The sequence below is a fragment of the Streptomyces sp. Xyl84 genome, assembly GCF_059731885.1.
Window position 1 is genome coordinate 3,097,584 of sequence record NZ_AP029182.1, and the last position, 15,684, is coordinate 3,113,267.

13 protein-coding genes are annotated in these 15,684 nt (G+C 70.0%); all 13 read right to left on the reverse strand.

The window, feature by feature from the left end; all coding sequences use genetic code 11:
• Positions 1-28 precede the first annotated feature (28 nt).
• Genes nuoN through AC6I72_RS13385 form a run of 13 tightly spaced genes read right to left on the reverse strand, consistent with a single transcriptional unit; the run spans position 29 to position 15,682 of the window.
• Complete coding sequence (gene nuoN, locus AC6I72_RS13325; RefSeq protein WP_498000961.1) at positions 29-1,678, reverse strand: NADH-quinone oxidoreductase subunit NuoN; 1,650 nt, start codon at positions 1,676-1,678, stop codon at positions 29-31.
• The gene (locus AC6I72_RS13330) at positions 1,675-3,246 is read right to left on the reverse strand and encodes an NADH-quinone oxidoreductase subunit M (RefSeq protein ID WP_498000962.1); all 1,572 of its coding nucleotides are present in this window, start codon (positions 3,244-3,246) and stop codon (positions 1,675-1,677) included. The genes nuoN and AC6I72_RS13330 overlap by 4 nt, the downstream gene beginning before the upstream one ends.
• 5 nt (positions 3,247-3,251) lie before the next feature.
• Positions 3,252-5,198: an NADH-quinone oxidoreductase subunit L gene (gene nuoL, locus AC6I72_RS13335; protein WP_498000963.1), complete on the reverse strand. Its 1,947-nt coding sequence runs from the start codon at positions 5,196-5,198 to the stop codon at positions 3,252-3,254.
• A 15-nt stretch (positions 5,199-5,213) separates the two neighbouring features.
• Positions 5,214-5,513, reverse strand: coding sequence for an NADH-quinone oxidoreductase subunit NuoK (nuoK, locus tag AC6I72_RS13340; protein ID WP_003974374.1), 300 nt, complete (start codon positions 5,511-5,513; stop codon positions 5,214-5,216).
• Positions 5,510-6,352: an NADH-quinone oxidoreductase subunit J gene (locus AC6I72_RS13345; RefSeq protein ID WP_366728214.1), complete on the reverse strand. Its 843-nt coding sequence runs from the start codon at positions 6,350-6,352 to the stop codon at positions 5,510-5,512. The genes nuoK and AC6I72_RS13345 overlap by 4 nt, the downstream gene beginning before the upstream one ends.
• Entirely contained in the window at positions 6,349-6,951 is a 603-nt protein-coding gene (gene nuoI, locus AC6I72_RS13350; protein WP_498000964.1) for an NADH-quinone oxidoreductase subunit NuoI, read from the reverse strand. The genes AC6I72_RS13345 and nuoI overlap by 4 nt, the downstream gene beginning before the upstream one ends.
• Positions 6,944-8,314: an NADH-quinone oxidoreductase subunit NuoH gene (gene nuoH / locus AC6I72_RS13355; RefSeq protein WP_498000965.1), complete on the reverse strand. Its 1,371-nt coding sequence runs from the start codon at positions 8,312-8,314 to the stop codon at positions 6,944-6,946. The genes nuoI and nuoH overlap by 8 nt, the downstream gene beginning before the upstream one ends.
• Entirely contained in the window at positions 8,311-10,815 is a 2,505-nt protein-coding gene (locus AC6I72_RS13360; protein WP_498000966.1) for an NADH-quinone oxidoreductase subunit G, read from the reverse strand. The genes nuoH and AC6I72_RS13360 overlap by 4 nt, the downstream gene beginning before the upstream one ends.
• Positions 10,812-12,164, reverse strand: coding sequence for an NADH-quinone oxidoreductase subunit NuoF (gene nuoF, locus AC6I72_RS13365; RefSeq protein ID WP_498000967.1), 1,353 nt, complete (start codon positions 12,162-12,164; stop codon positions 10,812-10,814). The genes AC6I72_RS13360 and nuoF overlap by 4 nt, the downstream gene beginning before the upstream one ends.
• Positions 12,161-13,033 carry an NADH-quinone oxidoreductase subunit NuoE gene (nuoE, locus tag AC6I72_RS13370; protein ID WP_366728218.1) on the reverse strand — a complete coding sequence of 291 codons (873 nt, stop codon included), beginning with the start codon at positions 13,031-13,033 and terminating at the stop codon, positions 12,161-12,163. The genes nuoF and nuoE overlap by 4 nt, the downstream gene beginning before the upstream one ends.
• A complete protein-coding gene (locus AC6I72_RS13375; protein ID WP_498000968.1) occupies positions 13,030-14,361 on the reverse strand; it encodes an NADH-quinone oxidoreductase subunit D in 1,332 nt (443 codons plus the stop codon). Before AC6I72_RS13375 ends, nuoE begins: the two co-directional genes overlap by 4 nt.
• On the reverse strand, positions 14,358-15,131 hold the full coding sequence (locus AC6I72_RS13380) for an NADH-quinone oxidoreductase subunit C (RefSeq protein WP_498000969.1): 774 nt from the start codon (positions 15,129-15,131) through the stop codon (positions 14,358-14,360). Before AC6I72_RS13380 ends, AC6I72_RS13375 begins: the two co-directional genes overlap by 4 nt.
• Complete coding sequence (locus AC6I72_RS13385) at positions 15,128-15,682, reverse strand: NuoB/complex I 20 kDa subunit family protein (protein WP_009190037.1); 555 nt, start codon at positions 15,680-15,682, stop codon at positions 15,128-15,130. The genes AC6I72_RS13380 and AC6I72_RS13385 overlap by 4 nt, the downstream gene beginning before the upstream one ends.
• Positions 15,683-15,684: the final 2 nt, after the last annotated feature.

Consider the following 15,684-nt stretch of genomic DNA (forward strand, 5'->3'; position numbering starts at 1 on the left):
GCCGGGCAGACACGTCGACAGGGGCGGGTCAGCGCACGAACACCCCCGCCTGGTCCGCCAGGTCCAGGAAGTACTGCGGGGCCACGCCCAGCACCACCGTGACGGCCACGCCCACGCCGATCGCGGTCATGGTCAGCGGTGAGGGCACCGCCACCGTCGGGCCCTCCGGACGCGGTTCGCTGAAGAACATCAGGACGATCACGCGGATGTAGAAGAAGGCCGCGACCGCGGACGAGATCACACCGATGACGACCAGCGGTGCCGCGCCGCCCTCCGCCGCCGCCTTGAACACGGCGAACTTCCCGGCGAAGCCGCTGGTCAGCGGGATGCCCGCGAAGGCCAGCAGGAAGACGGCGAACACGGCCGCCACCAGCGGGGAGCGCCGGCCGAGTCCGGCCCACTTGGACAGGTGCGTCGCCTCGCCGCCCGCGTCGCGCACCAGCGTGACCACGGCGAACGCGCCGATCGTCACGAAGGAGTACGCGGCCAGGTAGAAGAGGACGGAGGAGACGCCGTCCTTCGAGGTGGCGATGACACCCGCGAGGATGAACCCGGCGTGGGCGATGGACGAGTACGCCAGCAGGCGTTTGATGTCGGTCTGGGTGATCGCGACGATCGCACCGCCGAGCATGGTGATGATCGCGACGCCCCACATGACCGGCCGCCAGTCCCAGCGCATCCCGGGCAGCACGACGTACAGCAGCCGCAGCAGCGCGCCGAACGCGGCCACCTTGGTCGCCGCCGCCATGAATCCGGTGACCGGGGTCGGCGCGCCCTGGTAGACGTCCGGCGTCCACATGTGGAACGGCACGGCGCCCACCTTGAACAGCAGTCCCATCACCACCATCGCGGCGCCGATGAGCAGCAGCGCGTCGTTGCCCATGGTGTCGGCCAGCGCCGGGTCGACGCTGGGCACGTTGCCCTCGACGACCTGCGCGATCGTCGTGTACGACACCGAGCCTGCGTACCCGTACAGCAGGGCGATGCCGAACAGGGTGAAGGCGGAGGCGAACGCGCCGAGCAGGAAGTACTTGACCGCGGCCTCCTGCGACATGAGCCGCTTGCGGCGGGCCAGGGCGCACAGCAGGTACAGCGGGAGGGAGAAGACCTCCAGGGCCACGAACAGGGTCAGCAGGTCGTTGGCCGAGGGGAAGACGAGCATGCCGGCGACGGCGAACAGGAGCAGCGGGAAGACCTCGGTGGTGGTGAACCCGGCCTTCACCGCGGCCTTCTCGCTGTCGCTGCCCGGCACGGCCGAGGCCTGGGCCGCGAAGGAGTCGACGCGGTTGCCGTGCGCCTCGGGGTCCAGGCGCCGCTCGGCGAAGGTGAACAGGCCGACCAGGGCGGACAGCACGATCGTGCCCTGGAGGAAGAGGGACGGGCCGTCGACGGCGATGGCGCCCATCGCCGCGATGTGCGCCTTGGTGGTGCCGTAACCGTCCGCCGCGAGCGCGACCACCGCCGCGAAGGCGGCGCACAGGGCGACGACGGACACGAACACCTGGGCGTGGTAGCGGGACCTGCGCGGGACGAAGGCCTCGACCAGCACCCCGACGATCGCCGCGCCCACGACGATGAGGGTGGGCGACAGCTGCCCGTACTCGATCTTCGGCGCGCCGATCTTGGCGATCGGGTCGGCCGCGGTTGTCCACAGGCTGTGGACGGCTGCTGCGCTCACTTGGCCGCCTCCACGTCGGGCTTGGGGTCGGTCTTGTGTACGTCGGACATGGTCTGCTTGACCGCCGGGTCGACGATGTTCGTCACGGGCTTCGGATAGACGCCCAGGAAGATCAGCAGCACGATCAGCGGGGCCACGACCACCAGCTCCCGCACTCTGAGGTCCGGCATCGCGGAGACCTCCCGCTTCACCGGGCCGGTCATCGTCCGCTGGTAGAGGACGAGGGTGTACAGCGCTGCGAGCACGATGCCGAAGGTGGCGACGATGCCGATGGCCGGGTACCGCGTGAAGGTGCCGACCAGGACCAGGAACTCGCTGACGAAGGGGGCGAGCCCCGGCAGCGAGAGGGTCGCCAGGCCGCCGATCAGGAAGGTGCCGGCGAGCACGGGCGCCACCTTCTGCACACCGCCGTAGTCGGCGATGAGCCGCGAGCCGCGCCGGGAGATCAGGAACCCGGCGACCAGCAGCAGTGCGGCCGTCGAGAGGCCGTGGTTGACCATGTAGAGCGTCGCGCCGGACTGGCCCTGGCTGGTCATCGCGAAGATGCCCATGATGATGAAGCCGAAGTGCGAGATCGACGCGTACGCGATCAGGCGCTTGATGTCGCGCTGGCCGACCGCCAGCAGCGCGCCGTAGATGATGCTGATCACGGCGAGGACGAGGATCACGGGCGTGGCCCACTTGCTCGCGCCGGGGAACAGCTGGAGGCAGAAGCGGAGCATCGCGAAGGTGCCCACCTTGTCGACGACCGCGGTGATGAGCACGGCGACGGGGGCGGTGGACTCCTGCATGGCGTTGGGCAGCCAGGTGTGCAGCGGCCACAGCGGCGCCTTCACCGCGAAGGCGAAGAAGAAGCCGAGGAAGAGCCAGCGTTCGGTGCTGGTGGCCATGTGCAGCGAGCCGTTGGCGCGGGCCTCGGCGATCTCAGTGAGGGAGAAGTTCCCGGCGACGACGTACAGGCCGATCACCGCGGCCAGCATGATCAGGCCGCCGACCAGGTTGTACAGGAGGAACTTCACCGCCGCGTACGACCGCTGCGTCGCGGCCGTCTCCTCCCCGTGCTCGTGGGCACGGTCCCCGAAGCCTCCGATGAGGAAGTACATCGGGATCAGCATGGCTTCGAAGAAGATGTAGAAGAGGAAGACGTCGGTGGCCTCGAAGGAGACGATCACCATCGCCTCGACGGCCAGGATCAGGGCGAAGAAGCCCTGGGTGGGCCGCCAGCGGCGGCTGCCGGTCTCCAGGGGGTCGGCGTCGTGCCAGCCCGCCAGGACCACGAACGGGATCAGCAGCGCGGTCAGCGCGACCAGCGCGACGCCGATGCCGTCCACACCCAGTTCGTAGCGGACCCCGAAGGCCGCGATCCAGGAGTGGGACTCGGTGAGCTGGTAGCGGGCGCCGTCCGGGTCGAAGCGGACCAGGGTGGTGGCCGCCAGCGCGAGCGTGCCGAGGGAGACCAGGAGGGCCAGCCACTTGGCGGCGGCGCGCCGGGAGGCCGGTACGGCGGCCGTGGCGACGGCCCCGACGGCCGGGAGCGCCGCCGTCGCTGTCAGCAGAGGAAAGGACATCGGTATCAGACCGCCCTCATCAGCAGGGTCGCGGCGACCAGGAGTGCCGCACCGCCGAACATCGAGACCGCGTACGAGCGCGCGAAGCCGTTCTGCAGCCGGCGCAGCCGGCCGGACAGGCCGCCCATGGACGCCGCCGTGCCGTTGACGACACCGTCGACCAGGGTGTGGTCGACGTACACCAGGGACCGGGTGAGGTGCTCGCCGCCGCGGACGAGGACGACGTGGTTGAAGTCGTCCTGGAGCAGGTCCCGCCGGGCGGCCCGGGTGAGCAGCGACCCGCGCGGGGCGACGGCCGGGACCGGCTTCCGCCCGTACTGGGCCCAGGCGATGGCGACGCCGACGACCAGGCAGACCATGGTGGCGCCGGTGACCACCGCGGCGCTGACCGGCGAGTCGCCCTCGCTGTGCCCGGTGACCGGCTCCAGCCAGTGCAGGAAGCGGTCGCCGATGCTGAAGAACGCGCCGCCGAAGACCGACCCGACGGCCAGCACGATCATGGGGACGGTCATGGTCCCGGGCGACTCGTGCGGGTGCGGTTCCGCGTGGGCACCGCGCTCCTCGGCCGCCGGTTCCGCGCTGGGCTCGGCGGGCGAGGCGGTGGGCCGGTCGCGCCAGCGTTCCTCGCCGAAGAACGTCATCAGCATCACGCGCGTCATGTAGTACGCCGTGATGGCCGCGCCCAGCAGGGCCGCGCCGCCGAGGATCCAGCCCTCGGTGCCGCCCTTGGCGAAGGCCGCCTCGATGATCTTGTCCTTGGAGAAGAAGCCGGACAGGCCGGGGAAGCCGATGATCGCGAGGTAGCCCAGGCCGAAGGTGATGAAGGTGACGGGCATGTACTTCCTGAGCCCGCCGTACTTGCGCATGTCGACCTCGTCGTTCATGCCGTGCATGACGGAGCCGGCGCCGAGGAACAGCCCGGCCTTGAAGAAGCCGTGCGTCACCAGGTGCATGATCGCGAAGACGTAGCCGATGGGGCCGAGTCCCGCGGCGAGCACCATGTAGCCGATCTGCGACATGGTCGAGCCGGCCAGCGCCTTCTTGATGTCGTCCTTCGCGCAACCGACGATCGCACCGAACAGCAGCGTGACCGCGCCGACGACGGTGACGGCGAGCTGCGCGTCGGGTGCCGCGTTGAAGACGACCCCGGAGCGGACGATCAGGTAGACGCCCGCGGTCACCATGGTGGCCGCGTGGATGAGGGCGGAGACGGGGGTCGGGCCCTCCATCGCGTCACCGAGCCAGGACTGCAGCGGCACCTGGGCGGACTTGCCGCAGGCGGCGAGCAGCAGCATCAGGCCGATCGCCGTGAGCCTGCCCTCGGAGGTGTCCTGGACGTGGCCGAACACCGGGCCGAAGGCGAAGGTGCCGAACGTGGTGAACATCAGCATGATCGCGATCGACAGGCCCATGTCGCCGACCCGGTTGACCAGGAAGGCCTTCTTGGCGGCGGTGGCCGCGCTGGGCTTGTGCTGCCAGAAGCCGATCAGCAGGTAGGAGGCGAGACCGACGCCCTCCCAGCCGACGTACAGCAGGAGGTAGTTGTCGGCGAGGACGAGCAGCAGCATCGCCGCGAGGAACAGGTTGAGGTAACCGAAGAAGCGGCGGCGCCGCTCGTCGTGCTCCATGTACCCGATCGAGTACAGGTGGATGAGCGAGCCGACACCGGTGATCAGCAGCACGAACGTCATCGACAGCTGGTCGAGCCGGAAGGTGACGTCCGCCTGGAAGCCGGCCACCGGGACCCAGCTGAACAGGTGCTGGATCACCGTCCGGTGGTCGGCGCCCTTGCCGAGCAGGTCGGCGAAGAGGACCAGACCGATCACGAAGGAGGCACCGGCGAGCAGGGTGCCGATCCAGTGGCCGACGGCGTCCAGGCGCCGGCCGCCGGCCAGGAGGACGGCCGCTCCGAGCAGAGGCGCCGCGATCAGCAGCGCAATCAGGTTCTCCACGATTCTTCCGACCCCTTACAGCTTCATCAGGCTGGCGTCGTCGACCGAGGCCGAGTGGCGGGAACGGAACAGCGACACGATGATCGCGAGTCCGACCACGACCTCCGCCGCGGCGACGACCATCGTGAAGAAGGCGATGATCTGGCCGTCGAGGTTGCCGTGCATCCGGGAGAAGGCGACGAACGCGAGGTTGCAGGCGTTCAGCATCAGCTCGATGCACATGAAGACCACGATGGCGTTGCGCCGGATGAGGACACCGGTGGCGCCGATCGTGAACAACAGGGCGGCGAGGTACAGGTAGTTGACGGGATTCACTTCGACGCCTCCTCGGGCCGCTTGAGGCTCGCCGGGTCGATCTCGGTGCGCTCCAGCCGCTCCTCGGCACGCTGCTCAAGGGCCTTGAGGTCGTTCAGCGCCTCGGCCGAGACGTCACGGACCTGGCCGCGCTCGCGCAGCGTCTTGCTGACGGTCAGCTCGGAGGGGGTGCCGTCGGGCAGCAGACCGGCGATGTCCACGGCGTTGTGCCGGGCGTAGACGCCGGGGGCGGGCAGCGGCGGTACGTGCTTGCCCTCGCGCACGCGCTGTTCGGACAGCTCGCGCTGGGTCCTGGCCCGCTCGGTGCGCTCGCGGTGGGTGAGCACCATGGCGCCGATGGTGGCCGTGATGAGCAGAGCACCGGTGAGTTCGAAGGCGTACACGTACCGGGTGAAGATGAGGGACGCCAGACCCTCCACGTTGCCGCCCGCGTTGGCCTTGCCGGCGCCGGCGAAGTCCTTCAGGGAGGCGTTGGCGATCCCCGCGAAGAGCAGGACGCCGAAGCCGAGGCCACACAGGAGGGCCAGCCAGCGCTGGCCCTTGATGGTCTCCTTCAGGGAGTCCGCGGCGGTCACGCCGACCAGCATCACCACGAACAGGAACAGCATCATGATCGCGCCGGTGTAGACGACGATCTGCACGATGCCCAGGAAGTAGGCGCCGTTGGCGAGGTAGAACACCGCCAGGACGATCATGGTGCCGGCCAGGCACAGCGCACTGTGCACGGCCTTCTTCATGAAGACGGTGCACAGCGCACCGATCACCGCGACGGTGCCGAGCACCCAGAACTGGAAGGCCTCCCCGGTGGAGGTGGTGTAGGCGGCGAGCTGCTCGCTCATGCGCCCACCTCCTCGTCCGCGGCCTGCTCCCCCTTGGAGGCGGCCACCTGGCGCACCGTGCCCGGTGCGGCCTCGGTCACCAGGCCCCGGTAGTAGTCCTGTTCGTCCGTGCCGGGGTAGATGGCGTGCGGCGTGTCGACCATGCCCTCTTCGAGGCCGGCGAGCAGCTGCTCCTTGGTGTAGATGAGGTTCGCGCGGCTGGAGTCGGCCAGTTCGAACTCGTTGGTCATCGTCAGCGCGCGCGTGGGGCACGCCTCGATGCACAGCCCGCACAGGATGCAGCGGGCGTAGTTGATCTGGTAGACGCGGCCGTAGCGCTCGCCCGGGGAGTAGCGCTCCTCGTCGGTGTTGTCGGCGCCCTCCACGTAGATGGCGTCGGCGGGGCAGGCCCAGGCGCACAGCTCGCAGCCGACGCACTTCTCCAGGCCGTCCGGATGGCGGTTGAGCTGGTGCCGTCCGTGGAAACGCGGAGCGGTGGTCTTCTGCTGCTCCGGGTACTGCTCGGTGAGCCGCTTCTTGAACATGGCCTTGAAGGTCACGCCGAAGCCGGCCACGGGGTTCTGGAAACCGGGCTTGGTCTCCTTGGGTTCCTCAGCCATCGGACGCCTCCTTTCCATCCAGAGATCCGTCACTGACAGTGTCCGCCCCACCACTGACAATCAGTTCCCGCTCGCGGTGCGGACGGCGTCGCGGCACCGGCGGCAGCTCCTGGCCCGGCAGCGGGGGCACGGGGAATCCGCCGGCCATGGGGTCGAACCCGGCCGGCTGCGCGGCGGGCTCCCCGGCCTCGGCCGCCTTGCCCTTCTCGCGGAACATGTCCGCGACGAAGGACAGGATCAGCAGCGCCAGGACGCCACCGCCGACGTAGAGGGCGATGTCGGCGAAGTCGTAGTTCTCGTTCCTGAGCGTCCGCACGGTCGCGACGAGCATCAGCCAGACCACGGAGACCGGGATGAGGACCTTCCAGCCGAGCTTCATCAGCTGGTCGTAGCGCACCCGCGGGAGCGTGCCGCGCAGCCAGATGAAGAAGAACAGCAGCAGCTGCACCTTGATCACGAACCAGAGCAGCGGCCACCAGCCGTGGTTGGCGCCCTCCCAGAAGGTGCTGATCGGCCAGGGGGCGCGCCATCCGCCCAGGAAGAGCGTGGTGGACACGGCCGAGACCGTCACCATGTTCACGTACTCGGCGAGCATGAACATCGCGAACTTGATCGACGAGTACTCGGTGTTGAAGCCGCCCACCAGGTCGCCCTCGGACTCGGGCATGTCGAACGGGGCGCGGTTCGTCTCGCCGACCATGGTGACGATGTAGAGGATGAACGAGACCGGCAGCAGCAGGATGTACCAGCGGTCGTGCTGCTGTTCGACGATGGTCGACGTCGACATGGATCCCGAGTACAGGAACACCGAGGCGAACGCGGCGCCCATGGCGATCTCGTAGGAGATCATCTGCGCGCACGAGCGCAGGCCGCCCAGCAGCGGGTACGTCGAGCCGGAGCTCCACCCCGCGAGCACGATCCCGTAGATGCCGACCGAGGCGACCGCCAGGATGTACAGCATGGCGATCGGCAGGTCGGTCAGCTGCATCGCGGTGCGGTGGCCGAAGATCGAGATCTCGTTGCCGGACGGCCCGAAGGGGATCACGGCGATCGCCATGAACGCCGGGATGGCCGCGACGACGGGCGCCAGGACGTAGACGACCTTGTCGGCGCGCTTGACGACGAGGTCCTCTTTGAGCATCAGCTTCACACCGTCGGCGAGCGACTGGAGCATGCCCCAGGGACCGTGCCGGTTGGGGCCGATGCGCAACTGCATCCAGGCGACGACCTTGCGCTCCCAGACGATGGAGAACAGCACGGTCACCATCAGGAAGGCGAAGCAGAACACCGCCTTGACGACGACCAGCCACCACGGGTCGGTGCCGAACATCGAGAGGTTCTCTGCGGCGAGGGACGGGCTCATGCCTCCACCTCCTCGGGGGCCTCGGTCGCGCGGGTCGCCGGGCCGATACGGACGAGGGAGCCGGGCTGCGCCCCGGTGTCGGAGGCGACTCCGGCGCCCACGGAGTTCAGCGGCAGCCACACCACCCGGTCGGGCATCTCGGTGACCTCCAGAGCGAGTTCGACCGTCCCGGCCGGTCCGGTCACGGCGAGCGGATCGCCGTCGGCGACGCCCGCCTCGGCGGCCGTGGCGGCCGACACGCGCGCGCGGGCGGCGTGCCGGGTGCCGGCGAGCGCCTCGTCGCCCTCCTGGAGCAGGCCCTGGTCGAGCAGCAGCCGGTGCCCGGCGAGCACGGCCTCCCCGGCGGCGGGCCGGGGCAGCACGCCCCCGCTCTCCACCGGTTCGCCGGCGCGCGGGCCCGTCCAGGCACCGAGCCGGTCCAGTTCCGCGTGCGCGGTCCGCAGGTCCGGCAGGCCCAGGTGGACGTCCATGGCGTCGGACAGCATCTGCAGCACCCGCAGGTCGGTCGGTGCCAGGCGGCGGGTCATCTGCTCGGGCTTGAGCGCGGCCTCGAAGAAGCGCACCCTGCCCTCCCAGTTGAGGAAGCTGCCGGCCTTCTCGGCGACGGCGGCGACGGGCAGGACCACGTCGGCGTGCTCGGTGACCTCGCTGGGCCGCAGCTCCAGGGACACCAGGAAGCCGACCTCGGTCAGGGCCGCACGCGCGCGTGCCGGGTCGGGCAGGTCGGCGACCTCCACCCCGGCGACCAGCAGGGCCTGGAGTTCTCCGGCCGCCGCGGCCTCGACGATCTGGTCGGTGTCCCGGCCGTAGCGGTGCGGGAGGCCGGCGACGCCCCACACGGCGGCGACCTCCTCCCGCGCGCGCGGGTCGGTCGCCGGGCGTCCGCCCGGCAGCAGCGACGGCAGCGCGCCCGCCTCGACCGCGCCGCGCTCCCCGGCCCGGCGCGGGATCCACACCAGGCCGGCCCCGGTCGCGTTCGCCGCCCGTACGGCGGCGGTCAGACCGCCCGCCACGGAGGCGAGCCGCTCACCGACCACGATCAGCGCGCCCTCGGCGCGCAGCGCCTCGGCGGCACGGCTGCCGTTGTCCTCCAGTCCGACCCCGCTCGCCAGCGCGTCCAGCCACTCGGTCTCGGTGCCGGGCGCGGCCGGCAGCAGCGTGCCGCCCGCCTTCTGGAGGCCCCGCGTGGCGTGCGTGGCCAGCGCGAACACCTGCTGGCCGTGCCCCCGCCACGCCTTGCGCAGCCGCAGGAAGACGCCGGGCGCCTCCTCCTCGGACTCGAACCCGGCGAGCAGGACGGCGGGCGCCTTCTCCAGGGCGGTGTACGTGACGCCCGTGCCGTCGACGTCCCGGCCGCGTCCGGCGACGTGGGCGGCCAGGAAGTCGGCCTCCTCACCGCTGTGCACGCGCGCGCGGAAGTCGATGTCGTTGGTGTCGAGCGCCACGCGCGCGAACTTGCTGTACGCGTAGGCGTCCTCGACGGTGAGCCGGCCGCCGGTGAGGACACCGGTCCGGCCGCGTGAGGCGAGCAGGCCCTGCGCGGCGATCTCCAGCGCCTCCGGCCACGACGCCGGGACCAGGTCGCCCTCCGGGTTGCGCACCAGGGGGGTCGTCAGCCGGTCCTTGAGCTGCGCGTAACGGAACCCGAAGCGCCCCTTGTCGCAGATCCACTCCTCGTTGACCTCGGGGTCGTTGGCGGCGAGCCGCCGCATGACCTTGCCGCGCCGGTGGTCGGTGCGGGTGGCGCAGCCGCCCGCACAGTGCTCGCAGACCGACGGGGAGGAGACGAGGTCGAAGGGGCGGGAGCGGAACCGGTAGGCCGCCGAGGTGAGCGCGCCGACCGGGCAGATCTGGATGGTGTTGCCGGAGAAGTACGACTCGAAGGGGTCGCCCTCGCCGGTGCCGACCTGCTGCAGCGCGCCCCGCTCGATCAGCTCGATCATCGGGTCGCCGGCGATCTGGTTGGAGAAGCGGGTGCAGCGGGCGCACAGCACGCACCGCTCGCGGTCCAGCAGCACCTGTGCGGAGATCGGCACCGGCTTCTCGTAGGTCCGCTTCCTGCCCTCGAAGCGGGACTCGGCGTTGCCGTGCGACATGGCCTGGTTCTGCAGCGGGCACTCGCCGCCCTTGTCGCAGACCGGGCAGTCCAGCGGGTGGTTGATGAGCAGCAGTTCCATCACGCCGTGCTGGGCCTTCTCGGCGACCGGTGAGGTCAGCTGGGTCTTCACCACCATGCCGTCGGTGCAGGTGATGGTGCAGGACGCCATCGGTTTGCGCTGGCCCTCCACCTCGACGATGCACTGGCGGCAGGCGCCGGCCGGGGCGAGCAGCGGGTGGTCGCAGAACCGCGGGATCTCGATGCCGAGCTGCTCGGCGGCCCGGATGACCAGGGTGCCCTTGGGCACGCTGATCTCGATGCCGTCGATCGTCAGCGTCACGAGGTCTTCCGGCGGGGGTGCCGCCGCGCCGCCCGAGGAGGGGGCGTTGGTGGTCACGGTCATGCGTGCACCTCCGTGTGCTGGTCCGCCCAGGCCGTCGACTTGGCCGGGTCGAAGGGGCAGCCGCGGCCCGTGATGTGCTCCTCGTACTCCCCGCGGAAGTACTTCAGGGAGGAGAAGATCGGCGAGGCCGCACCGTCGCCGAGGGCGCAGAAGGACTTGCCGTTGATGTTGTCGGCGATGTCGTTCAGCTTGTCCAGGTCGGCCATGGCGCCCTTGCCGGCCTCGATGTCGCGCAGCAACTGCACGAGCCAGTAGGTCCCTTCGCGGCAGGGCGTGCACTTGCCGCAGGACTCGTGGGCGTAGAACTCGGTCCACCGGGTGACGGCCCGCACCACGCAGGTCGTCTCGTCGAAGCACTGCAGGGCCTTGGTGCCGAGCATGGACCCGGCGGCGCCCACGCCCTCGTAGTCGAGGGGGACGTCGAGGTGCTCCTCGGTGAACATCGGGGTGGAGGAGCCGCCCGGGGTCCAGAACTTCAGCCGGTGGCCGGGGCGCATGCCGCCGCTCATGTCGAGGAGCTGGCGCAGGGTGATGCCGAGCGGGGCCTCGTACTGGCCGGGGCTGGCGACGTGGCCGCTGAGCGAGTAGAGCGTGAAGCCCGGGGACTTCTCGCTGCCCATCGACCTGAACCATTCCTTGCCGTTTTTCAGGATGGCGGGAACCGACGCGATCGACTCGACGTTGTTCACCACAGTCGGGCACGCGTAGAGGCCCGCGACGGCAGGAAAGGGGGGACGGAGCCGCGGTTGGCCGCGGCGGCCTTCGAGCGAGTCCAGCAGCGCGGTCTCCTCACCGCAGATGTACGCGCCGGCGCCCGCGTGCACGGTGATGTCGAGGTCGAGTCCGCTGCCCAGGATGTCCGTACCCAGGTAGCCCGCCGCGTAGGCCTCGCGCACGGCCGAGTGCAACCGCCGCAGCACCGGGACGACTTCACCACGCAGATAGATGAAGGCATGCGACGACCTGATGGCGTAGCACGCGATGATGATGCCCTCGATGAGGCTGTGCGGGTTCGCGAAGAGGAGCGGGATGTCCTTGCAGGTCCCCGGCTCCGATTCGTCGGCGTTGACAACCAGATAGTGCGGTTTCCCGTCACCCTGGGGGATGAACTGCCACTTCATCCCCGTGGGGAACCCCGCGCCGCCGCGCCCGCGCAGACCGGAGTCCTTGACGTACGCGATCAGGTCGTCCGGCGACATGGCGAGTGCCTTGCGGAGTCCCTCGTACCCCTCGTGCCTTCGGTAGACGTCCAGGGTCCAGGACCGGTCCTCGTCCCAGAAGGCCGACAGCACGGGTGCGAGCAGCTTCTCGGGGCTGGACTCGTTGAGTTCGGTTGCCACGGTCATCACTCCCCCTCCTCTGCGGCAGGTCCCGCGGGGTGCGACGGGTCGGAGGCCGATGTCTCCTGCGGCGCGTCGTGGGAGCTGAGGTGCTCCGTCGGCGACGGCTGGTGCACGGAGGTGTCCCGCGCACTGTCGTGCGGGGCGCCCTCGCGGGGATGGACCACGCGCGCGGGTGCGGCCTCTCCCCTGGCCAGGCGGAGGCCCACCAGCGAAGCAGGTCCCGCACTGCCGCCGGCGTCGGCGGCACCCTCCCGCTCGTCGGGGAAGCCCGCCAGGATGCGGGCGGTCTCCTTGAAGGTGCACATCGGCGCGCCGCGCGTGGGCGTCACCGGTCGTCCCGCGCGCAGGTCGTCGACCAGGCGGCGCACGCTCGCGGGGGTCTGGTTGTCGAAGAACTCCCAGTTGACCATCACGACCGGGGCGAAGTCACAGGCCGCGTTGCACTCGATGTGCTCCAGGGTGACCTTGCCGTCGTCGGTGGTCTCACCGTTGCCGACGCCCAGGTGTTCCTGGAGCGTCTCGAAGATCGCGTCGCCGCCCATCACCGCGCACAGGGTGTTGGTGCACACCCCCACCTGGTAGTCGCCGGACGGCTTGCGCCGGTACATGGTGTAGAAGGTGGCGACCGCGGTGACCTCGGCCGTGGTCAGGCCGAGGACGTCCGCGCAGAACGCCATGCCGGTACGCGTGACGTGGCCCTCCTGCGACTGCACGAGGTGCAGCAGCGGCAGCAGCGCGGACCGGGAGTCGGGGTAGCGGGCGATGATCTCGCGCGCGTCGGCCTCCAGCCGGGCGCGGACGTCGTCCGGGTAGCCGGGAGCGGGCAGTTCGGGCATGCCCAGGCTGACGCCCCGCTCCGAAGAAGAGGTGGTCACCGGTCGACGCCTCCCATCACGGGGTCGATGGACGCGACGGCGACGATGACGTCGGCGACCTGGCCGCCCTCGCACATCGCCGCCATCGCCTGCAGGTTGGTGAAGGACGGATCCCGGAAGTGGACCCGGTAGGGGCGGGTGCCGCCGTCGGACACGACGTGCACCCCGAGTTCGCCCTTGGGCGACTCGACCGCCGCGTACGCCTGCCCGGGCGGGACCCGGAAGCCCTCGGTGACCAGCTTGAAGTGATGGATCAGGGCCTCCATGGAGGTGCCCATGATCTTCTTGATGTGGTCGAGGGAGTTGCCGAGGCCGTCCGGTCCCAGGGCGAGCTGGGCGGGCCAGGCGATCTTCTTGTCGGCGACCATGACCGGGCCGGGCTGGAGCCGGTCCAGGCACTGCTCGACGATCCTGAGCGACTGGCGCATCTCCTCCAGGCGGATCAGGAAGCGGCCGTAGGCGTCGCAGGTGTCGGCGGTCGGGACGTCGAAGTCGTACGTCTCGTAGTCGCAGTACGGCTGGGTCTTGCGCAGGTCGTGCGGCAGGCCGGTGGAGCGCAGGATCGGGCCGGTGGCGCCCAGGGCCATGCAGCCGGCCAGGTCGAGGTAGCCGACGTCCTGCATGCGGGCCTTGAAGATGGGGTTCCCGGTGGCGAGCTTGTCGTACTCCGGGAGGTTCTTCTTCATCTTCTTCACGAACTCGCGGATCTGGTCGACCGCGCCGGGCGGCAGGTCCTGGGCGAGTCCGCCGGGCCGGATGTACGCGTGGTTCATCCGCAGGCCGGTGACCAGCTCGTAGATGTCGAGGATCATCTCCCGGTCGCGGAAGCCGTAGATCATGATCGTGGTGGCGCCCAGCTCCATGCCGCCGGTGGCGATGCACACCAGGTGGGAGGAGAGCCGGTTCAGCTCCATCAGGAGCACCCGGATGATCTTGGCCCGCTCGGTGATCTGGTCCTCGATGCCGAGGAGCTTCTCGACGCCGAGGCAGTAGGCGGTCTCGTTGAAGAAGGACGTCAGGTAGTCCATGCGCGTGACGAAGGTGGTGCCCTGCGTCCACGTGCGGAACTCGAGGTTCTTCTCGATGCCGGTGTGCAGGTAGCCGATGCCGCAGCGGGCCTCGGTGACCGTCTCGCCCTCGATCTCCAGGATGAGGCGCAGCACTCCGTGGGTGGAGGGGTGCTGGGGGCCCATGTTGACGACGATGCGCTCGTCGTCGGCGCGGGCCGCGGACTGGACGACCTCGTCCCAGTCGCCGCCGGTGACCGTGTAGACGGTGCCCTCGGTGGTCTCGCGGGGGGTCGCGGACGAGGGGGTGTGCGTGCTCACGAGTACGACCTCCGCTGGTCCGGAGCCGGGATCTGGGCGCCCTTGTACTCGACGGGGATGCCGCCGAGGGGGTAGTCCTTGCGCTGCGGGTGGCCCTGCCAGTCGTCGGGCATCATGATCCGCGTCAGGGCGGGGTGGCCGTCGAAGACGATGCCGAAGAAGTCGTAGGTCTCGCGCTCGTGCCAGTCGTTCGTCGGGTAGACGGTGACCAGCGACGGGATGTGCCGGTCGCTGTCGGGGGCGCTGACCTCCAGGCGGACCAGCCGGTTGTGGGTGATCGAGCGCAGGTGGTAGACGGCGTGCAGTTCGCGGCCCTTGTCGTGCGGGTAGTGGACACCGCTGACGCCGGTGCACAGTTCGAAGCGCAGCGCGGGGTCGTCGCGCAGGGTGCGGGCGACCCGGAGCAGGTGTTCGCGCTCGATGTGGAAGGTCAGCTCGCCGCGGTCGACGACCGTCTTCTCGATGGCGTTGGCGGGGAGCAGGCCCTGTTCCTCCAGGGCCCCCTCCAGTTCGTCGGCGACCTCGTCGAACCAGCCGCCGTAGGGCCGGCTCGCCGGGCCCGGGAGCCGCACCGAGCGGACCAGTCCGCCGTAGCCGGAGGTGTCGCCGCCGTTGTTCGCGCCGAACATGCCGCGCTGGACGCGGATCTCCTCACCGCCCTGGCCGCGCTGGCCGGGGAGGTTGTCGGCGGAGAGGTCCTTCTCGGGGTTGACGCCGTTCGCCGAGCCGTTCACCCCGCCCGCGCCGTGGGTGCCGTTCGCGTCGCTCACCGCAGCAGCCCCTTCATCTCGATCGTGGGCAGCGCCTTGAGCGCCGCCTCCTCCGCCTCCCGGGCCGCTTCCTCGGCGTTGACGCCGAGCTTGGTGGACTGGATCTTCTGGTGGAGCTTGAGGATCGCGTCCATCAGCATCTCGGGGCGGGGCGGGCAGCCGGGCAGGTAGATGTCGACGGGGACGATGTGGTCGACGCCCTGGACGATCGCGTAGTTGTTGAACATGCCGCCCGAGGAGGCGCAGACACCCATGGAGATCACCCACTTGGGGTTGGGCATCTGGTCGTAGACCTGCCTCAGTACCGGCGCCATCTTCTGGCTGACCCGGCCGGCCACGATCATCAGGTCCGCCTGACGGGGCGAGCCGCGGAACACCTCCATGCCGAAGCGGGCCAGGTCGTAGCGGCCGGCGCCGGTGGTCATCATCTCGATCGCGCAGCAGGCGAGGCCGAAGGTGGCCGGGAAGACGGACGCCTTGCGCACCCAGCCCGCGGCCTGCTCCACGGTGGTCAGCAGGAAGCCGCTCGGCAGCTTTTCTTCGAGTCCCATGT